Here is a 21,708-nt window from a genome sequence, read left to right as displayed (position 1 = left end):
ACTGTTACCATTGAGGATCGTGTGATCCGATCTGCTTGATGACCACCCTCATTTCCGTTCGATACTCCAGGAAAAAAACCCGGTCGAATCCGCCGAGACGCGCATGGATATGGTGTGGTTCGGAGATCAACGCCGGGACCTGCCTGGATCTCCCGCCTGCATTCGCCGCCGCCTGATTGCTCGCCCGGACTTCACTGACAACTCTCGTATAACCGCTGTAACCGGGGTACGGATCATAACTGTTGCCCAGATGGGCTCTTGCGGACTCGTGAGGGCTCAAGCCCTCCTCTACCCCCCTTTTGAAGTCGGCATATTTGCTGCGTGCAACATTGCCGGGTCTTCCGTTCGGGGTGAAATCGTTCCTGCCAACATCATCCACTAACGTCCATCTTTCCGGTCCTGGCGCTTTCGCGGCAGCTTGCGGCGTTCTGCTACCCCCTCGCGCCCCTTTGGCCACCCCCCTTCCTCCACCTGCCAACACCCCCGGCCGATAACCGAATGCCGAGACGTTGGTAGGCGGTGTGGTCAGCAATTTGCTGCCCCACTGGGTGTATGCCTTGGTGGCGGCAAGGCCACCCCCGACGAATGCCCCAAGACCTGTCGCCACACTGATCCAACCCAACACCTCACCTGCCGCCGAGGACGGCATCAGTTCTGTGGCAACCACACCAGCGATGCCGGTCAGGCCGGAAATCGTCCCCAGTCCAAGCGCAAGAATGGCCAATGGCGTTGCAGCGCCAAAAGAGGCAAAACTGGCGACGATTCCCACCACCGCCAGCGCAATGCCCAGAATACTTTGCCAGGAGAAATTCCCTGTGGGATCGACCCGATTGATGGGGTCGCCCAGGCAGTAGGCATACGGATTCAACCCGCCCGCACCGAAAGGACTCAGGCTGTCTGGACCGAGAAAACGCATCAAGGCCGGACTGTAGGCGCGATGTCCATTGCCCAGTAGATACAGCCCTGTCACCGGATCAAGCTGCTCGCCATTGAATCCAGCCAGGCTGAACAACCCGCCTTCCGCCAGACGATGCCCATAGGGGCTGTAAACGATTTCGCTCTGTTCGCTTGCCGTGATTTCGCTCAGAACAGACTGCTGCCGATCGGTACCGGCCAACCTGAACTCCGGGTTTGTCCCCGTTTGATGCCGTCCCAACAGAAGGCCGTCCTGACGCAGACAGGTGATCGCCTCGTTGTCGCACACCTCATTGATGACCCGCCCGTCGCGATAGTAGCGCTGAGTGGATAACTTATCCGCCGATGACAACTGGACAAGTTTGTCCAGGGCGTCATAACCATAACCACGCAAGACAGCGCCTTGCGCACTGGCCACTTGCGTCAGTCGCCCAAAAGCATCGTAGGTCAACCTGCGCGCCTGCTCATCCCGAACCAGTTGGCCATTTGCGTCGTACTCAAGGGTCACCGGCGCCGGGTAGTCCCCATGGCTATGCTTGATGCCGACCAGCCTCGTCGGATCGACCTCGCTGTATGCGTAGGTTGTCAGGTTGCTGCCACCGGGAAATTCGGTTTTCAGCGTCAGGATGTTATCCAGTGCATCGAAAACATAGGTTTGCCGAATGATCTCCTTACCCTGGAAGTCGCGCGGCCGCAGCGATCCTTCGCACTGGTAATCCGTGAGTCGTCCACGTACGTCGTAGGTAAACAACTCGTCGCGAACAACCAGGTCGCCATTTTTCAGGGTTTTTTGGGCCAGCTTGTTGCTCAAGGTGTATCGCGACGCCAGGGTTTGCGTGACGTTCCTGCTGGAGTCAAAACTGCGCAAGACTTCTCGCCCCAAGTCGTCGTAGACCAAACGGGTTATCAGTGAACTGCCGCTATCAGGATCCTGGGCATGGATGCTGACTAACTGCCCCAAGGCGTTGTAGGAAAAATCTGCCTTTACCTCATCTTGCACATGGGTTTCGGGGCGCCCGAAGACGTCGTAGGTCGTCTTGTGTTGTTTACCCAGCACATCGGTATAGGCCAGCAACCGTCCGGCCAGTGAGTAGCTGTATTCGGCCGTGGCCTTTTTCTGGCCTGTCCCGGTTGATGTCTCACGCCGCAACTTGCCGGAGCGACTGTATTCGAAGGTCGATGTCCGGCCCTGCTCACTACAACCGATCAACGCCCCCTGCCTGGCTTCATAGGTGTAATCGGCCTCGAGTGCCGGGCCGGGGAGCGGAGCATTCTCGCCCCCCAAGGCCTCGCGCCGAACCACTTTGCCACCCAGGTCACGCTCATAGGTGTACTTGATACGCTCACCGCTGTGCCTGATTTCGACCACAGGGTGCTTCGAGTCATCGTCATATCGCAAGCCGGTTTCCCGGCCACCCACTTCGCTCCGGGTAAGCCTGGCGAGACCATCGAATGTCTGCTTGCCAATGCTTTGCGTCCCCACTTTGATTTCAACGGGTAATGACAGGTGACTGTGGCTGGCGTACCTGGTCTCCACGGTTGTGCCATCGGGCAACACACTGCACAGCAACCGGCCAAAAACATCGTACGTGTATGTCGTGGTGTTTCCCTCGGGATCCGTCTGGCTGACAGCGCGGCCAAGCCCGTCATAGACATGCATCGTCTTGCCCAGGCTTTGCCCCGTGCGGTCGAACACTTCGACACTGACTGGCTTTTCGAAATCATTGAACTGCGTAACCGTTTTGCCAGCGCCTTCGGTCCAGCGCGATAGTTGTCGGGTCACCGGATCATGGTTGTCGTGGTGCTTGAGGCCGTCCTGGGAAAGAGTGGTCTGGATCTGCCCCCAATCATCGAAGACAAAGCTTTGCTTGAGGGGCAGCGCGACACCAGCGAGCCAATCGGTGCGCACTTCTGCGACAAGCTCACCGATCCCGTCGTACTGCGCCGTAAAAACCACTCGCAAAGGTCCATCTGCCGAGGAATCACTGTCCTGCTCCTCGATTGTCACAACGCGCCCGACACCGTCGTAAGTTACCCGCTGCTGCACGCCGCTGGCGTCGGTGTTAAGCAATGATGCGGGTGAGGACTTGGTCGCAGCTGTGCACAGCGAATGGCGCCGCGCCTGGTATTTTGTCCCTTCGGCAACGGTTTCAGCCAGGGGGCGACCCATGGTGTCATAGACGAAGTCTGTGGCGAGCCCCTCCTGATTTTTCCCGGACACCAATACCCCACTCAATGCCGAGTAGGTCCTGGAGTCTGTCGTTCTTGTTCCGTCGAAGCCGGTCAGTACTGTCTGCACGAGCAGATTCGCGCCCTGCACGGTGTAGGAAAACTCGCAATGGGTCGCATGCCCCTGCTGCGTGCGGGTCTGTTTTTTCAGCAGGCCCCGCCGATGAGGTTCATCCGACAGAGCGAAATAAGCCAGATCCGTTTGCAAGTGCAGCGTTTCAACATCCGCTGTCTGCTCACAGAACGCCTCCGCGACAGGCACGACATGTTGCGGCGAGCTTCCAGCCGGCCCCTTCAGCAACTGATAGCGATAGCGAGTGATGGTCACAGGAGCTGGCGCCAGCCCTTTGGGGCCCTCGGCAGGATGGACCGTACGCTGCTTCTCGAAACGGACAAAACCCAAGGGATCGGCGGGGCAACCCTCAGCGCCGGATGCCGCGTAAAACTCGCTGACTGTGGTAACGCCGGAAGGATCGACCTGCTTCAACAAATTACCGAACCTGTCGAACTCCGTTCGCGTCACCTCTTCGCGCTGCTTGCCCGTACCTTCATTCCTGTACAGGTCGGTGCGACTCAACGGCAGGCGAAATTGCGCGGGTTGCTCCGTAATACTTTTGCCCGGGAGGAGGTGATACTGCGTCGTTGATGACGTCGTAGCCTGCCCGCGCCGAGTCACCTGCGAGAGCAGCAGATGATATTTGTTGTAAGTCCTTACCGTCGTGGAGCGGAGGGTTGTGCCTTGCATCCGCCGCTCTGTCGAGGTGTAGCAATAGTCCTCCGCTGCCGCACTCAGGCTGTCCTGCTCCTGCGACCAGACAAGCCCATCATCGAACCCGAGAAAGTTATGCGTGGAGAATTCGTACTCCGTCACGATGGCGGGTTGTTTGACCTTCGGGAACACGGTGTGCGAAATCACGTACGGCAACGTCTCGACAGGCGCCCCGGGTGGGAAGGCGTGACCGTCTTCAGCATAACCAATCAACTCACGTGCGCCCAACGCCGAGTTCACCTCAGTCAGGCAAAGAAACCCCTGCTTTTGTTCATAGGCAAATGACCATCGTTCTGCGGTCGGCAGTCTGATCTCGGAAACCTCGCCGTTACTCAGTATCAACGTAAACTGTGCTTCACATTCCGTACCGGGATAGCGAGTGAGGACGACTTTCGCGTCGCTGTAGGTAAGGCTCAGTAAAGCTTGTTCGTTACTTCTGAGCGCAACCAGTACCGGCCGACCCTGGTGCGCGGCGTAGTCCAGATAGATTTCGCCGCCATTGGCTGCGACGATCCGCTTCGGCACTGCGAAGCCAGTCTGATCGAAGTCTTCGAGTTCTTCCCGCAGACCGCTTTTATGCCGCAGTGAATACTGACCTGCGACGGAGCGGGTGACGTTGAAATCCTCCACATGGGGCTCGGTAAATTTGAGCCCATCAACAACCGGCACCGCTTTGTAACTGTCACCACCGGATAACGACAGCGTATTGTTCACCCGATCATAGTACGACAACGGCAACGACCATCCGGCCCCCAATCCGCTATCAATGGTATTGAGCGGGCTGAACTGAAGCCTGATCTCCGGCGACGGCCCATTCAACGCCAATGAATTGATATTACCCAGCGATAAATTGAACGTGTACAGGCCGGTTCGGGGGTCAACCCCGCCACTCAAAAACTCGGAAAAGTTAAAGGCATTGGAAAAAATAGGCGTATTTGTTTTTTCAGACATACCATCATCCTGATTGATGTGCATCAATGCTCGTTGAATACAAACATTTTTAACTCAACGAAAACAGCTAACCCCTCTCGAGAACAAAATAGTTTGGAAAAACAGAGTTATCAAAACGCAAGCACAAATCATGTCCCGTACCAAAAACATCGTATACGGTAAAATAAAATAAACCTTTTTTACCTACATACTCATCAGCAGTAAAATCCAGAGTCACCCCCTGAACAATGGACAACATGCCTTTTCTATCATTAATTGGAACACGGTATATCTGAGGCCTATTCGACTCACGCCCCGAAGGAAGAACCACGAACAACTCTGCCTCATCAACCCCTCCAACATGGCAGACCGACCTCCACCAGTAAGCATTATCCGAATGATACCCACGACACTCGAACGCCAAATGATTTCTGGAAAACACATTAATGCTCGCATCAATCCGACTTGACCACCCAACCAGCTTTATCTGTTTCCCTTCGACATTCAATCCCAAGTAAAAATGGGTAATCGTCGTCGCAGAAACAGGACTGCTTGCAACTGCACTCAAGTTAAACTTCGCGAAATCATAAACAACCGGAGGTTGTGCCTCGATTGTTACGCTACTGGTTGCGCTGAATCCGGCTGTTGTACCATTGGTACGAATCACTACATCATTCAAGATGACCACGGCACCAATCTGCATATCCAGGGCGACCGAACTGGAAACCCAATAGGTAATCACCCGGGTGTAGGGATCCACGGGTGGTGGTTCGTCCTTCCAGTCCAATGGAATGTTATATAACTCTCGCGAGAAACGGTTGGGAGCGCTGGCCTCCCAGCCATCCCCCAACAATTCTCCGGTCTTGTAGTTGATTAACCTCACCGTCAGATAAACCGACGGCGGCAACATAACCTTCTTGCCACTCCCATCAACGGCGGCAAGTAACACCTGAACCCGGACCTGCATCCTGCCATTGGCATAGATCGTTTTTGACCGCGCGCCCGTTCCACCGTCAAGTTGTACTTTGAACGTAGTTATCCGTGCCGGCCTGGAATTTTCATCCACCATAAATCGACTCCCTCTTGCGTGATCAAATAATAGCTTGAAGTTATATGAAGGGCCGAACCGAGCGACTTAGACCAGCCCCACACAGATAAAACTACATCAATGATTCACGAGACAGCACACAGAAAAGAGTCAAACCATGTAAACAGCATCCACATCAAAACTCAACCTTGGCCTCCATCGCTCTCCTCACCACTACTGATAGCACTGTCTGCGGAGCCATCTTCAAAGTCACTTGAAAAACTATCTTCCTCGGATGGCAACTCATCAAATCGAATCAAGATCTTTCTATCCAGGCTCGCACGATCAAGATACTCATTAATTCCTGCAATAGTTTCCAACCCCAAGGGATTATCACTGAGATCCACATCAATGGTACGAGTATCCGGAATATCAAAAAATTCGTCCGGCACTTCGATGATGTCATTGGACGTCAAATCAACTCTCGATAAATATTCAAGACCAGACAGACCAGATGGCACTTCAGATAACCCGGCATCATGCAGATAAACGTCACGCAGCCCCTTCATGAATCCCAGATGCGGACTGATCCCCAATGGATTGTCATTGAGACTCAGCAACTTCAGGCTTTCAATGCGTGACAGCCCTTCTGCTGCAGGCTCGGAAAGACGCAAGGCGCAACGGTTAAGCGTCAATGACTCCAGGCGGCGCATCTGAAAAATTTCCATGGGGAAAGTCTCCAGGTTGATCCCCCCCAGTGTAAGAAACTGCAGCCCGGTAAACCCCGTTAGAAAACCATGCCCTTGCAAGGGCTGATGATGGCTTCCCAAGACCAACTCGGTCACATGGCTAAAATCGGCGGACAGTTCCGGCAACTCGCCGATGATGTCGAGGTACAGATAAAAGTGGTAAGGCTCATACGGGCTTGCGGAGGTCTGCTTGCGCGACCAACTGGCTTTGAGCTCTTCCATGAAGGCCTGTCTTTTGCGGACTTGATCCTCGACAGTACCGGCATCCAGTGGCAAACCGGTGAGCGGATGACGCTCGGGGACTGCCTTGACCCAGATCTCCAGCTCATTGACCAGCGTGAGGTACTCGTTTTCCAGGCGGGTGACGGCCTGCAATGGATCCCCGGTCATGCGCTCGCTACGCAAGTCCGCCAGATCCTCTTCAGACAGCGTTGGATAAAGCGCACGCAAGCGTTGCTCGATGGGTCGCGACTCGACCGATTTGAAATCCCCACCGCCCAACAGATAACCGGACCGTCCTACCGCAAGCCCCATGGGCGAACGGGCGTCCGGGCCCACTGGCGGCTGGGCAAACAGTTTTCGCAGCGTAGCGCGCGAGGGTAACGGTTGTTGCTGGATCAATTGTTTCAACTCACTGCCCCGGCTCGAGTAGGACAGCCCCAACGCCGAGCGTTGCCCGTCGGGAAGCGCATGCATCACCGCGCCATAGAGGGTGTCGAATCCATGCAGTTGCACGCCAAAGGCATCATGGGCCTGATACTTGCCGTTCTGTCTGACCAGCACTCCAAGGACAGGCGCCTCGGGACTGCCAACGCTGTCCAGCAATGTGCCGGTGAACTGTTCGCCGCGCACCTCAAGGCGAACATGGGGTGACCAGCCGCTGATTTTTTCGAACATATGCAGTGCGATCCTGTCACTGTCCGGATGACTGACGGCTTCCAGATAGAGGCCCTCACACGCGCGGCTGAGGCGCAGCTCTCGCAAATAAGACAGTGCTTCGTACGCCATTGGTCGGCTTATTCCGAGCCGGTTGTGAATTCGCAAATGCTCGGAAGCGCCGGCATTGCGCCATAGCTCCTTGCAAATGGTTTTGGGCAGCTCGGGAAAAACCCGCCGTAATTGTCGGATTTCCTCTTCGGTGCTGTGTTCGAACGCAAGTTCCCTGGCATTGAACAACTCGGAACGATGCACCTTGGCCCAGTCAGCCATGCGCGCACGCAGTAGCGCGCAGCGAACTTCAATCGCCGGCAGAGAATCGCCAGACGTCGGGTTCACACCCAGCAGCTTTTTCAACGTTGCATCGTCCAATGACTCAACGATGGCTTGCAGGCCCTTGCCATTGCGCAATTGACTTTCAAATATGCGGACCCCATGCATCTGTAGCAATTGAGCCTGCATCTGCGGTTCGACACGCGCATACACCGCAGGATCGGCACTCAACAGTTGGGCACGCAATGTACTGATTCGGTCATCGAGCCTGAACCGCCGAATGCTGTCCTCAAGCAACGCAGGCGGGCGCCGAGAGTGAACATGCAAGTCCCGCAGCACCGCCTCATCGATGCCACTCACTGCAAGAATGCGCCTTGCCGTGATATCGGAAAACTCCGCAACCGAGTGTCCAAGACGCCGGAACAGTTGCGCACCTTGCCACTCCATCGGGCGCTCGACTTCATGGGCCCAGGCGCCTTCGCCGTTGTGGGTCAGGCGCGGTCGATAGGCGGTCGGCCGCTCCGGGTGACGCACGTGGTAGGCGCCGCTGTCAGGGTCGGCAGCCACTTCATAAGTGCGACTTTCAAGCGTGAGGAAAGTCTTGCCAGCGTGATGCTCAAGACCCAGTTCGTCCGTAGCACCTCCCATCGGTAGCGAGACCGATTGCTCGTAAGGCGCAAGGTCAGGATTCCACAAGCGTGTGCGTCCGTCGTGCAGCGTCACCGGCTTGAGCCCCTCGACAAATGCCGAAGGCTTGATCGCCAGCACTCTGCCAACCACAGTCGCCGCCGTTCCGAAAGCCGCCAGTTGCGCCAGGTTTTCGGCGATGCCCAGCAAATGGTCGGCCGCCTCGGCGACCTGCCCCTCGGCCCAATCGAGAATGCCGGTAAAGGTATCGTCCAGCAATTGATAGGCGGTGTAGGCCAGCATCAACTCGCCCGCGAAAGGCACGAACGGCACGGCCACCAAGGTGGCGACCTGAAGAAAGATGGACGCCACGTTCTGCAGACTGTCCCAAAACTCCCAGCGAGACTGACGGTCTTCGTCCGCTGTGGGCACAGCGATATTGCGTGCATCATTGAGGATTTTGTTGAGCGCGCCCTGATACAACCATTGCCACGGGTCACTCTGAACCTTATGCATGTGAAATCGCAGTACGGGTTTATCAATTGGCGTATTGCGCCAGGCGGGTCGTGGATCTGCTGGTTGCGGGGGATGCCACTTCACAACGTTCAATTGCTGGTCGAGCGCGGCAAAAAACGCCCCGCGCTGCGCATGATCAATAAACCGTGCAAAAAACCTTTGGTAGACCGGAGAGCGCAGTTGCTCAATCAATGTCGCCCTGAACGCCAGCGTCGACGGATATTCCTTGATCGGGTGCAGTGGATCATCGGGGATGTAAACCAAAAGCGGCTCAACCCAGGCAGAACGCTCCAGATCACCGGCCAGCAGCATGATCCCGGTCAGCCGGGCCGTCATGATCTGCAATTGATAACAATGCATGCCCGGGCTGCGCACCCCATCAAGCAGGCGCAACAGCAAGACCTGTGAATCCGCGCAAATATCCCCTTTCATCCGCGCCAACAACACCGCCGCTCTGAACGCGTCCTTTTGACTGGTTTTTACTCTGTATTCCAGGACGGCCTTGGCTACCGCATCCGTCGGTAACAACATGGCTTCCAATTGCTGTGAGTACTGACCACCGATATCCAGATCGCGGCAAGCCAAAATAAACGCATCAATACCTATCCGCTTATTAAGCGACAGAATACTGAAGTGACCACGAGCATCGGGCTCACTGATAAAACAGGACGCACTGTCAAAATAATTCGCAGCCGACTCCTTCACTTCGAAGTTATGCAACGCTGCATCAAGCAGAGAAAGGGTTTTAACTTTATATCCATTCAAAATTCCCGTTGGCAGGTAGAGCCGCAGAAACGTTCGGGAGACATCCAGTTCAACTCCAAAACGATCTTTCAACGCCTTCTGGAGCAAAGGCTCGGCAAACCGACGGGCATCGGCAAGCGGCTCGAACACTTTATCCAGCCTGGACTGCGACAACCAGGCAGTCTTGACAGCTTGGGCCAGGGCAGCGTGAGAGGCCTTTGAGGCGGTTCTGTACCAATCAGCAACGGCCACAGGCGCTTGTCGCAGCGCCAAGCGTCTGTGAGGTAACGCCTGGATCAGCCAGTTCGGGATTTTTTCTTCGATGAATTGATTACGACTATTACCCGTGCAAGTCTCTGAACATGCGTCAACCATTACTTGTCGCCTATAAACTGAAATGAAAATTCAGCTTATAAAAAGCAACAGTTCATAAAGTGCTAAATAATTACCGCACATTCTCTTGCAGCAACAAGAGCTATAACACTCAATGCTCGTCGTTATAAACAAACTTGGGCATTTCCCAGTGGAAACGGATCGCCAGCAAGCGCAGCAAAAACCCACCGAACAGGGTGATCAGAATCGATTGTTCACCGGGTAATTGCAGGTAGATACACAGCATGTAACACCATGCCGCCGCAAACGAAACACTGGCATAAAGTTCACGCCGGAAAATCAGCGGAATATCGTTGCAGAAAATATCCCGCAGGATGCCGCCGAATACGCCGGTGATCACACCGCTGACCGATGCCACCAACATGCCATGGCCCATTTCCAGGGCGGTGATGCAGCCAATCAGGGTGAACGCCACCAGGCCCATGGCGTCGAGTACCAGGAACAGTGAACGCAGATGCCGCATCCAGCGCGCCGTGAACACCGTGATCATGGCGGCAGCCGTGGTCAGCACCAGGTATTCCGGGTGTTTGACCCAGGTCAGCGGGTAGTGCCCGAGCAGCACATCTCGCACCGAACCGCCGCCCAGCGCCGTGACGCAAGCGATCAGCACTACACCGAACCAGTCCATGCCGCGCCGGCCGGCAGAGAGGGCGCCAGTCATGGCTTCGGTGGTGATGGCTATCAGGTAGAGCATCAGCAGCATAGTGGCGGTCCTTGCAGAAAGGCGCGCAGTCTACTCAGTTCATCCAGGCACCAAAAGAGGGCGCCCGAGATTCGCCTCAGCCATCCAAGGTGACTGAACTGACGTCATCGCGAGCAGGCCCGCTCCCATAGGGGCGGCGCTGTACCTGTGGGAGCGAGCTTGCTCGCGATGGGTCCGGTACGGACGGCCGTGATTCAGAACTTGATGAAATGCTTGCGGTAGTGCTGCAACTCGGCGATCGATTCGCGGATGTCGTCCAGGGCCAGGTGAGTGCTGCCCTTCTTGAAGCTGTCACGCACGTCCGGTGCCCAGCGCGCAGCCAGCTCTTTGAGCGTGGACACGTCGAGGTTGCGGTAGTGGAAATAGCTTTCCAGGGATTTCATGTGGGTATAAAGGAAGCGACGGTCCTGGCAGATGCTGTTGCCGCAGATCGGCGACTTGCCCTTCGGCACCCACTTTTCCAGGAAGGCGATGGTTTCGGCTTCGGCTTCGGCCATGCTGATGCGGCTGTCGCGAACACGCTGGGTCAGCCCGGAACCACCGTGCTGACGGGTGTTCCACTCGTCCATGCCAGCGAGGATTTCGTCGCTGTGGTGAATGGCGATCACCGGGCCTTCGGCCAGGGTGTTCAGGTCACTGTCGGTGACGATGGTGGCCATTTCGATGATGACGTCGGTGTCCGGGTTCAGACCGGTCATTTCCAGGTCGATCCAGATCAGGTTCTGTGGGTTTTGCATGTTTGGCTCCTAGGCAATGCTGCGCAGTTTAGCCTAGGCCGGTAGCCGGGCGTGCTAAACTCGCGGCCGTTTTACCTAATCGCTGCATTCTTTATACGGAACACCCATGGCCAAACGCCAACTCAATCGTCGTCAAAACTGGCGCATCGAAAAGATTCAGGGCGAACGCGCTGCCCGCGCCGCCAAACGCGAGTCCTCGGCTGTCGAGGCGCTTGAGGGCGGCGATCTGGGCCCGGAACAGCATGGCCTGGTGATCGCGCACTTCGGTGTGCAGGTCGAAGTCGAGGCCCGCGACGGCGAACTGGCCGGCCAGGTATTCCGTTGCCACCTGCGCGCCAACCTGCCGGCGCTGGTGACCGGCGATCAGGTGGTCTGGCGCGCCGGCAACCAGGGTATCGGCGTGATCGTGGCGCAACTGCCGCGCAACACCGAGTTGTGTCGTCCGGACAGCCGTGGTCAGCTCAAGCCGGTGGCGGCCAACGTCGACATGATCGTCATCGTGTTTGCACCGCTGCCCGAGCCCCACGCCAACCTGATCGACCGCTATCTGGTCGCAGCCGAGCATGCGGGTATCAAGCCGCTGTTGCTGCTGAACAAATTCGACCTGATCGACGAAAACAACGCCCCGGCACTGAATGCCTTGCTCGCCGTATACCGCACCCTCGGCTATCCGGTGCTGGAAGTGTCGGCGCACCACGGCAACGGCATGGAGCAACTGCAAAAGCAGCTCGACGGACGCATCAGCGTGTTTGTCGGCCAGTCCGGTGTCGGCAAGTCTTCGCTGGTCAACAGCCTGCTGCCAGATGTCGAAACCCGCGTCGGTCCGTTGTCCGAACTGTCCGGCCAGGGCACCCACACCACCACCACCGCGCGGTTGTTCCACTTCCCCGGCGGCGGCGAGTTGATCGACTCCCCGGGTATCCGCGAATTCGGCCTGGGCCACGTCAGCCGCGCCGACGTCGAAGCCGGCTTCATCGAGTTCAACGATCTGCTCGGCACCTGCCGCTTCCGTGACTGCAAGCACGACCGCGAACCCGGTTGCGCCCTGCTCAAGGCCCTTGAAGACGGCCGCGTGCAGCAGCAACGGATGAACAGCTACCGCTCGATCATCGCCAGCCTGCCGGAAAACGGCTACTAAACAGACGTGCCGACCGCCCTGCCTTCAGCGGGGCGGTCGGTGGCTGGATCCTCCCCCGCTTAAACATCAGACTTTTCTGTAAGGCATGCGCACGCCCGCTTGTAGGGCATTTCTCTTTCCGCGCCGCCCCCTTGTGGCCGCCCTGCAATCACCTAAGTTCAAACCCTCTTCGCACTCCTGCGACACCGAGGGACACCCATGCAAACCTACCATCTGTTCATCAGCCACTCGTGGAATTACTCCGACGCCCACGACAATCTCGTGCGCCTGCTCAACGCCAAGCCGGGTTTCGCGTACAAGAACTTTTCGGTACCACCGGACAACCCGATTGTCGGCGCGAAAACCGACAAACAACTTGAGGAGGCCATCGAAAACAAGATCCGCCCGTGTTCGGCGGTATTGATCATGGCCGGGATGTACTCCACCTACAGCAAGTGGATCAACAAGGAAATCGAGATCGCCAAGCGCATGGGCAAGGTGATCATTGCGATCAAGCCGTTCGGCGCCGAACGCATTTCCACGGTGGTACGTGACGCGGCACATGCCGAATGTGCGTGGAACACCAACAGCATCATCGATGCGATTCGCAAGCATACGGCGGTGTAACCATGCGCAAGGGACTGTTTATCGGCATCAACGACTACACCCATGTGTCGCGCCTGAGCGGTTGCAGCAATGACGCCATGGCCATGGCCTCGGTACTGAAGACCGACGCCAATGGCGATCCGAACTTCAAGAACATCGTGCTGACCTCCGCCGAGGACTACCTGAGCCGGGAAAAACTCGAAGACCAGATCCGCGAGCTGTTTGCCGGGGACTGCAATGTCGCGCTGCTGTATTTCGCCGGCCACGGCAGCTTCGACACCGACACCGACGAAGGCATGTTGATCCCGCAGGACTACAAGAGCGCCAAGGACGGAATTCGTCTCAGCGACATTCTCAACTGGGCGAGCAAGGCCACGAAGATCAAGAACAAAGTGATCATTCTCGATTGTTGCCAGAGCGGCTCGGCCGGCGAACTGCGCGCCTTGCGAAGTGAAGGCAGCGTGGTCGGCGAAGGCATGACCATCCTGACCGCCTGCAAAAAGGAAGAGCCGGCGATGGAGGGCGTGCAGCACGGCGTGTTCACCGGATTGCTGCTCCAGGCTCTGCACGGCGGAGCCGCGAACATCCTGGGCAAGATCACTCCCGGCAGCCTCTACTCGTTTGTCGACAACGCCCTCGATGCCTGGGAACAGCGTCCGGTGTTCAAGACCAACGTTTCGCAATTCATTTCCCTGCGCGAAGTGTCGCCGCTGATCCCCAAGGAAATCCTGCGCAAACTCCCCGAATGGTTTGCCGAAGCGGAGTCGGTGTACCCCCTCGCCCCCAGCTTCGAGCCCACCGAACCCGAGTTCAACCCGGAACAGGGCGATGTCTTCGCCCAACTGCAAAAGTGCAACCGCCACAGCCTGGTCGAACCGGTGGACGCCGAACACATGTACTACGCCGCCATCCACTCCACCGGCTGCCGCCTCACCGCCCTCGGCGCCTATTACCGCGAACTCGCGATCAAGGGACATTTCTGATGCCAGTGTTTATCAGCTACCGCCACATGGATCGCGCCCACGCGGTCAAAATCAACGCGCGCCTGATCCAGGCCAACATCAAGACCTACCTCGACGTACTGGATGCCGAATCCCAGACCACCGATGACATCACCGGAGTGATCACTCGCAACATCAGCGAATGCACGCACCTGTTGGCGGTGGTGTCGGAGAAAACCGCACTGTCCTGGTGGGTGCCGTTCGAAATCGGCGAGGCGACCATCACCAACCGACGCATCTGCTCGTTCAAGACCGGCCCGACCGAGCTGCCACTGTACCTCGATAAATGGCCCAAGCTGACCAGCGACCGGGACATCGAGTTCTTTATTGATGCCTATCGCAACGAATCGACACTCAAGCGCTCGATGTCACTGGATTCGGTGAACGGTAGCGAGTCGGTGCGTAGCGTTAACAAATCCAATGCGGATCGCTTTCACACCGATCTCAAGGCCCGAGTCATCCGCGGCTTTTAACGTAGAAAACGCCCACAAAAAAGCCGACAATAATGTCGGCTTTTTTACAACAAACTGAAACCACCAGCCGTCCCGCAACAAAGAGATAACCCGGTGTTTCAGCCTAGACCACCTGCACATTCTGAGCCGTGCCCGCCACAGCATGACAACCGCAGGCCAGGAGATGGCCCTGCAATACGACGGGAATGCCGTTCATTCGCCGGCGCGGATGGCCTTCGACGAAGGCAAACTCGCCCAGATGCAATGGGCAGGTAGCCTTGTCGCCCAACACTGCGGGTGTTTTTCCATTGAGGATGTGTGTGCCTTCGAGCTGGCAGGAGACGACGGTGCCGCCACTGCTGGTGGCATCGCCCAGGCAAATGGGATTGGTCATGGTTTGTCTCCCGGCATACGAAACCTGAACGGGTCGGTGCCGTGGGTTTGCTGGTTCTTCGTTTTACGGGCTTCGTCAGGCGGGCGGACCATTTGCACGGTGACGCTGCCGTCCTCGCCGGTGTACACCACCGCGCTGACACCACCCTCCTGATAGCTGGCAATCGTGGCGAGGTTGATTTCGACCAGGGCGCTACTGACGCCGGTATTGCCCAGGCGCCGACCGATGTCGTAACCCTCGTCGACATTGCCCAACTCGAGGCCGGCTCCATCGACATTGAGGCCGTGCAACGCAATGGTCAGGGCGACTTCGCCAGCAGTGTTGTCGGTGCTGTCGTAAAACACCCGTGCCGGTTTTTCACCCTCGGGCAGGGTTTGCAGTGCCTGTAGCCAGCCTGCTTGCAGCGCCTTGGCCTGTAACGCAGGCTTGAGCGGTTTGCCGTTGTCGTCGTGCATCGAGACTTTGATCGGGCGGTGCAGGTAGCCCAGGACCGGGGCTTTATCGAACTCTTTGACTTGATGCTCGGCCCAGCGCACCGGTAGCCATGCGGAGGGTTCGAAATGACCGGGGCCTCGGTTGCTCAGGGTTTGCCAGAGGCTGGGGAGTTGGGATTGCCAGTAGGTGGAGGACATGGTGGTGATAGGACGAATATGACCTGTCCTGCCTTTGGCACGCTCACTTTCTTTATACCAATCCAGAAATGCATCATCGCGACTCCAGTAGAACGCCCACAACTTGCCCATGTCGGTGTTTGTGTTCTGGTTGTCCTCCGAATCCTGTGTGGCAAAGGGGCGGATGTAACGGTCTACCCGATCCGAACGGGTGAGCAGCAGACCTGTCGTGCTTCCGAAAATAGTCGGAACGGCCTGGACGCTTTGCAAGCCGGGTGTACCATGCTTTCGGTACAAGTTTCGGGACACATCGCCATCTTTGCTAACGATCAGTGCCTGGGGCACCTGTGGATTGTCGTCAAAAAACTCGAACAAGCGCTCGATCATGCTCTGGGCATGGGTGGTATTGTCCGCGTCCTGCCAGAGGAACAGCGTGACACCCAAGGTAGCGGCATTGCGTCCACTAAGAATAGTGTTTGGGGCTCCGGCGTCCTCAGGCTGTTTGGGTGGTGCTATCGCAAACACCGGAATTGGCCAGTAGGCCACGGAGTCACTGGCTGAATACTGAAAAGCAGCCCGTGTACTGAGACGACTGGAATTTTCTCGGGATGTTAATGAGGCTTTGTAATCCTTAACGTCCTTCGAAAAAATCGAAGCAAAGTTGTCTGCCTTTTTCTCGACTTGTTGCCACACCGATGATTGATACCAGCCTTGCACCGCGAGCCCCAGCCCCCGTATTTCCAACGCATAGGTGCGCTCTTGGATAGCGACTTGCTCGGCTCTTTCGGCCATGATTTTTGTTTTGTAGGCCTCAAGCTCTGCGTCTTGGTAGGCCTCGACGCCTTGCCGAGCCAGTGGCAGCTGTAAATCAATGCCAGCGTGCCAAAAATACTCGCGACTCCCCAACGCATAACGGCTCCCATGTCCCTGAGCTCCCTGTTTTCAGCCTGTGCTGTGTAGATGATGAACAGTAAAAAACCGAGCCAAGTGGCTATCATTATCCCGGCCGCCCAGAGATAACCCTTCAGGCGCGGTCGCTGTGATTTGTCGTGTCGGCGATCCCTCAAGGTGTTACTCCTTTTCCCAATGAGGCGACCACCAGTTGCGGCGGAGTCAGCGAGACCAGTTCGGTTGCAGGAAATTTTCCCTGGTCGTAATACAGATAGCTGGCCTCGACCAGCGCTTTAGTCCCTGCACTAAGCCGTGACCAACCTTCCATTTTCATGACTTTATCGAATCGCTCGTCATCCATCTTCCAATCCGCAACCGCCACCAACACCTCCCGCATAACCGGGTCATCCAGACACCTGGCTTGCCCAATCGCAATATCCATCGCCGTCACCCAGCGATGGTTCTCCGGGCTACGCAATACGGCCGAGTGATAGCTGTTGTCAGTCCATTCCTTCTGATCAACCTGCATGCGCGCACGGATTTCGTTAGGGGTTTCCTCGCGGTAGACGCGGTAGTGGTCCTTACGATTGAGCATCGGGTTGCCGGACACTGGCGTCTGGCGCAGGGCCCGGGTCTGGTCGTCCGGCTCTTTGCCGTGATTCCAGCGAATAAGCCCTTCGTCCAGGTCGAGTCGCTTGTCAATGTTGGTCACATAAATCCATTTGAACGAGGCACCGGGGTTGCCCAATGCAGCGTTCTGCGACACCGCATCCGGTCGATCCTTGCCTGCCTCATCGGTTGACCCCGTCACGGCTTCGCCGCCAAACATCTGCGGCGCATGGGGTGGGTGCAGTTGTTCGGCATTGATGTTGCGCGTCTGGCCTTCACTGATCCCGGCCTGCGAGGCTATCGCGGCCACCGACCAGCCACCGGGATAGCGCGGCTCCCCCTCGGCGCGCGTGAAGTCCGGTTGGGGAGCCTTGCCCACGAGTACCGGCTTGCCGTCACGCAGGCGCTTGGTCCACAGACGCTGGTAGAAACGCGTGGACTGCAACGTGGACATGGCCGGCTGACCATCGGGCAGCTCGTCCGGCACGCCGTAAGTGCCGATGCCTTGCACATCATCCAGCGCTACGGTGGTGTCATCAGGGCAGAAATACAGGTAGACCTTGCCGCGGTTGTCCCGCTCGGGAAACACCAGGGTTTGCCCGTCGGCCCCCAAGCGCTGGCCTTGTTCGGGCGACCAGCGTGGCCCCGTGCGACCGCCATAACCCGGCAGGCCACAGCGCAGGGTGCTGAGGGGTGGCTGCGCATGGGGCGATTGGGTGGTGTGTTGCACGATGTCGATCAGGGTTTGCAGGGTCCGCAAATTTTTCGGCGTCGCGTCCGGCAGTACCGAATAGGGCGAGGCCACCATGATGGCGCAGTCGGCGCAGCGTTCACCGCGATCCACCAGCATGGCCTGGGCGAGCAAGGTGATCAGCGTGCCCTGGCTATGCCCCATGATGGTGATGGTTTCATCGGGGGACACGCGGCGAATCTCGCTGACCAGCATGGCCAGCCGGGTCGCCGCGAGCACGAAGTAACGCCGGTTCGGCGCCTTGCCCATGTACAGGGAATTGGGCATGGTGGGTTGAACCCAATGGCGCAACCATTTGGCGAAACCCTCTTCGTACATCTCCAGCAGATTGTTGGTGGCGTTAGCAAAAAATCCGCCACCCTTGGCGAAATGTCGGTCCAGACGGTTGTCGAACCGGTCCTGGAATTGATTGCGTAGCCGGGCCGGGTCGCCATTTTTGTCGCGTTTGATTTCGCCGGGTTCGGCCCGGTAGCCCCAATAAAACGGAATCATCAGGCTGCGGGTCTTGGGGGCGTTTGTATCGCGCTGGTAGAGGTAAGTGTCCGGATCATCGAGCGCAGCCTTGTGCTCATCCTCCCGCAACTCAGGTGGTAACGCTTCAGCCGCACTGTAATCAGCCCCATACCGCCCCGCCTTCAAATCCGGCCGATCCAGCCGCTCATTAACCCCTTGGCACAACCCGGTTTCCACCGACTCATAGGACGCCCCGGGGTCGTTCACACCGTGCAGGAAGATCACCACGCCGGGCAGGTCTCGCGGTACAGCAGTATTGCGATCCGAGGATCTATTGGGCAGCAAACGACTCGTGCCGGTGGCGATCACTGTCTTGTCCGTGTAGCTCATGCTTTCCACATCCTTCTGAAATCATGTTCCTCTTGCTGATCCACAGAGGAGCAGTGTCCTTTATTGAGAGGCTTCAATCGTTGATTCATATTGATCGAGCAGGCTGATGATCTGCGTGTCATCGGCGTACTTCAGTCTGCGTCCGTACTGGCGTCCGCCCCTGTGCTGTTCGAGCCCGGGTTCGCAGCCTGCTGGGATGAGTTGCGAAAAACCTCGAGACTGGCGAATTGCATATCTGTTCGCTGAAGCAACTCGGTAAGACCATCAATTCCCGTGATGCCTTGCACCAGGCTGCCGTCTTCCAATACGACTTTGTAAGGTTGGCCTTGAGCAATTGCGGTTGGATCACCTTCGTAGTGCAGTCGATGCCGCTGGTCAGCACCGTCCCGTCCGAAAAAAGGAATGGCGGCACTGTCGGTCTTCGGCCCCACCCAGTCATGCTCGCCGGCATGCACAATGGCCTTGCCCTGCGTGCCGATCTCGACCCCGCCGCCGATCCTGATGTAGCTGCCGTCATCGGCCACCAGGCGGATGGTGGGGGCGGTGACGAGCACCTCGCCTTCGGCCGCCGACAGGTGCAGGTTCTTTTGCGCGTTGAGCACCATGTCGTCGTCCTGGGCTTGCACCCGCACCTGGCCGCGATTGGCGATGGCGCTGATGCCCTCGTCCTGGGCGAAGGCGCTGATCCCTTTGCCGGCGTGCAGACGCATGGCCGCGCCGCTGGTCAACTGCAGGTGGTCCTGGGCGGTGGTGTCGTGGTTTTCACCGGCGTAATGCACCTGCGAACGCGGAGTGCCGCTGGCAATGCCGGCTTCAGCCGCCACTGCGACCACCGGCTCGCCCGGACTGTTGCTCTCGGGCGCCGGCCATTGACTCAACGACTGGCGCAACGCCTCGATGCCCTGGGTGTCGACCTGCCGACTGCCACGGGCAGCGGCGGTCTGGCCGAGGGACTGGAACAGCTCGCCGCACTCGGCCAAGAGCGTGAGCAGTTCTTCGCGGTCCAGCTGTGAGCCCTGCGCATCGCGGCGAGCGTAGGTGGTCAACAACAGCCCTTGGGCCGCCCGCAGGGCAATCGCGGCATCGCTGCGCAATTCGGCGCCCTGGCCGCGCGCCTGGGCCTGTCCATCGGTTCGCGGGGTGACGAGTTTGCCCAGATTCAGCGCCGTGGCCTGATGGGTCGTGGCCAGTCGGGCGCGCAGCGCGCCGGGGGTATCGTCGAAGAGCAGTTCGTTGAAGCCCCTGCCCTGATGTTCCCGGCTCTGGATCCCGGATAAGGTGCGATTGCCCGGCAACCCCGTGGCGTTGCTGAAGTGCGGCGGAACATGGTCGGCGTTGTACAGCACCGACGTCACCAGGGGGCGGTCGATGTCGCCACCGAGGAAGGTGACCAGCACTTCCTGACCGATGCGCGGCAAAAACTGATGGCCGAAGCCGGTGCCGCCACTGGGCATGGCGACCCTCAGCCAGGTCGTGCCTTGCGCCGCATCCTGCTCCCGCTGCCAATGAAAGCGCACTTGCACGCGGGCCATCTCGTCGGTAAACACCTCCTCGCCTTTCGGGCCCACCACAATGGCGGTGAGCGGCCCGGAAATCGTCGGCCGGGGCGTCATGATCGGTGGGCGATACGCAATCTTGTGGCGGATGCAGACGAAGGTGTTGTCGTAGCTCGCCGGTTGATCCGTCAGGTAGTTGTTGCGGCCTCGGTGCTCCACCTTGAGCAGGAGGAACTGGCGATCATCCACGGGATCACGGTCGTGATCGAAGTGCTCGGTCAGTTCGAAGGTGTAACCGGGCAGCATGGCGCGACAGTTGCTGGCGCCCTGAAATGTCTTGGCCTGTACCTCCAGGGCTTCGAGTCGATGACGCACCAGTGCTTCGCCATCGGCGGGTATCCCGTGGCTGTAGTGACCGGGAAAGTCGTAGATTTCGTAGGCGGGGACCTCACCCTGGGCGTTGAGGCTGGGCATGCTCACCGGCAGCGGGTTGCGCGGCTGGCGGTAGTCGAACGTCTGGATGGCCATCTTGCCGGATTGCAACTCCCGGTGGCTGCTCCATTGGGTGATCGAGTCGGCGGTCTCGGTGACCGAAGCGCTGTGGTAGCGGATCCGTGGTTGCCGGGCCAGCGGCTCAAGGTGGCGGGAGTGATCGGTGATGATCAGGCGGTGTTCTTCCTTCGAATGATCGAAGTAGAAAAACAGACCCTCACGTTCCAGCAGGCGCAAGACGAAATCCAGATCGCTCTCGCGGTATTGCGTGATGTAGCTGTGGGACCTGAGCGGCTGCTCCAGACGGAACTCGAACCCGGGCAGCACGCCATAGTGGGCGAACACCGTGCGCAGGATGTCTTCGACGGTTTGCTCTTGAAAGATCCGCGAGTCGAAGCGGCGCGACAGCATCCACAGCCAGGGGCTCAAGGTGGCCGAATAGTAAGCCAGGCCACCGTCACTGTTCTGCAGGCTGAAGCGACTGATGTAACCGTGAATGTAGCGCGCCTCGCCGCACGCCAGTTCAATCTCGAGCGACGCCGGTTGCCCCATCAGAGACTTGAGCTCCAGCCGGGCGTCCTGACTGATCAGTGACAACTCGAAACTGAACAAGGTCGACAGACCTTCGGAACCGTAAAACTCCTCAAGCAGAAGTTCCTGATGGTCTTTGAACGGGGAGATGAAGCTGATCAGGCGGCGGTTTTGTGGCGAGAATATTTTTGTCAGTTCCATTAACAAGCTTCCTGCGACATAAGCAACCCGTGTTCGCCCCCCAGGATTTGTTATGTCCTTGCTCCTGGGGAAACACTGAAACGGGCATTTAAGGCGCTTATGCAATAGCTCGTATGTAGGATCTGTCCTGTTTTGGGTGCGGATTAGTCGACACAATCGCGATCG

At 57.8% G+C, this 21,708-nt stretch carries 12 protein-coding genes and 1 pseudogene; 4 read left to right on the top strand and 9 right to left on the bottom strand.

The window, feature by feature from the left end; translation table 11 throughout:
- Positions 1 to 4: 4 nt before the first annotated feature.
- The 5 genes from AC3ITA_RS02475 to orn form a co-directional block, all read right to left on the bottom strand.
- The gene (locus tag AC3ITA_RS02475) at positions 5 to 4,888 is read right to left on the bottom strand and encodes an RHS repeat-associated core domain-containing protein (RefSeq protein WP_489279326.1); all 4,884 of its coding nucleotides are present in this window, start codon (positions 4,886 to 4,888) and stop codon (positions 5 to 7) included.
- A gap of 43 nt (positions 4,889 to 4,931) precedes the next feature.
- A complete protein-coding gene (locus tag AC3ITA_RS02470) occupies positions 4,932 to 5,912 on the bottom strand; it encodes a hypothetical protein (protein WP_095943172.1) in 981 nt (326 codons plus the stop codon).
- A 161-nt stretch (positions 5,913 to 6,073) separates the two neighbouring features.
- A complete protein-coding gene (locus tag AC3ITA_RS02465; RefSeq protein WP_489279324.1) occupies positions 6,074 to 10,090 on the bottom strand; it encodes a dermonecrotic toxin domain-containing protein in 4,017 nt (1,338 codons plus the stop codon).
- Positions 10,091 to 10,199: 109 nt separating this feature from the next.
- Entirely contained in the window at positions 10,200 to 10,811 is a 612-nt protein-coding gene (locus AC3ITA_RS02460) for a trimeric intracellular cation channel family protein (protein WP_095943174.1), read from the bottom strand.
- 194 nt (positions 10,812 to 11,005) lie between these two features.
- Positions 11,006 to 11,548 (bottom strand): oligoribonuclease, encoded by a 543-nt coding sequence (orn, locus tag AC3ITA_RS02455; protein ID WP_007995036.1) that lies wholly within the window; start codon positions 11,546 to 11,548, stop codon positions 11,006 to 11,008.
- A 106-nt stretch (positions 11,549 to 11,654) separates the two neighbouring features.
- On the opposite strand from orn, the gene rsgA reads away from it, so the two are divergent.
- The 4 genes from rsgA to AC3ITA_RS02435 all read left to right on the top strand — a co-directional run bounded on the left by rsgA (position 11,655) and on the right by AC3ITA_RS02435 (position 14,745).
- A complete protein-coding gene (gene rsgA, locus AC3ITA_RS02450) occupies positions 11,655 to 12,686 on the top strand; it encodes a small ribosomal subunit biogenesis GTPase RsgA (RefSeq protein ID WP_150673213.1) in 1,032 nt (343 codons plus the stop codon).
- Positions 12,687 to 12,884: 198 nt separating this feature from the next.
- Positions 12,885 to 13,292 carry a TIR domain-containing protein gene (locus AC3ITA_RS02445; RefSeq protein ID WP_414928646.1) on the top strand — a complete coding sequence of 136 codons (408 nt, stop codon included), beginning with the start codon at positions 12,885 to 12,887 and terminating at the stop codon, positions 13,290 to 13,292.
- Positions 13,293 to 13,294: 2 nt separating this feature from the next.
- Complete coding sequence (locus AC3ITA_RS02440; protein ID WP_489279320.1) at positions 13,295 to 14,254, top strand: caspase family protein; 960 nt, start codon at positions 13,295 to 13,297, stop codon at positions 14,252 to 14,254.
- On the top strand, positions 14,254 to 14,745 hold the full coding sequence (locus AC3ITA_RS02435; RefSeq protein ID WP_095943177.1) for a toll/interleukin-1 receptor domain-containing protein: 492 nt from the start codon (positions 14,254 to 14,256) through the stop codon (positions 14,743 to 14,745). The genes AC3ITA_RS02440 and AC3ITA_RS02435 overlap by 1 nt, the downstream gene beginning before the upstream one ends.
- A 103-nt stretch (positions 14,746 to 14,848) precedes the next feature.
- Here AC3ITA_RS02435 and AC3ITA_RS02430 read toward each other — a convergent pair whose 3' ends face one another.
- The 4 genes and pseudogenes from AC3ITA_RS02430 to AC3ITA_RS02415 form a co-directional block, all read right to left on the bottom strand.
- On the bottom strand, positions 14,849 to 15,118 hold the full coding sequence (locus AC3ITA_RS02430) for a PAAR domain-containing protein (RefSeq protein ID WP_150673215.1): 270 nt from the start codon (positions 15,116 to 15,118) through the stop codon (positions 14,849 to 14,851).
- Positions 15,115 to 16,796, bottom strand: a pseudogene (locus AC3ITA_RS02425) (type VI lipase adapter Tla3 domain-containing protein). Before AC3ITA_RS02425 ends, AC3ITA_RS02430 begins: the two are co-directional and overlap by 4 nt.
- Positions 16,793 to 18,823: a T6SS effector phospholipase Tle3 domain-containing protein gene (locus AC3ITA_RS02420; protein ID WP_489279318.1), complete on the bottom strand. Its 2,031-nt coding sequence runs from the start codon at positions 18,821 to 18,823 to the stop codon at positions 16,793 to 16,795. The pseudogene AC3ITA_RS02425 and the gene AC3ITA_RS02420 overlap by 4 nt, the downstream one beginning before the upstream one ends.
- A gap of 131 nt (positions 18,824 to 18,954) precedes the next feature.
- Complete coding sequence (locus AC3ITA_RS02415; RefSeq protein ID WP_489279317.1) at positions 18,955 to 21,543, bottom strand: type VI secretion system Vgr family protein; 2,589 nt, start codon at positions 21,541 to 21,543, stop codon at positions 18,955 to 18,957.
- Positions 21,544 to 21,708 lie beyond the last annotated feature (165 nt).

The sequence above is a fragment of the Pseudomonas sp. GL_090 genome, from assembly GCF_057837765.1.
The sequence above is the reverse complement of the archived record's forward strand: the minus strand, read 5'-3'. Positions and strand labels throughout refer to the sequence as shown.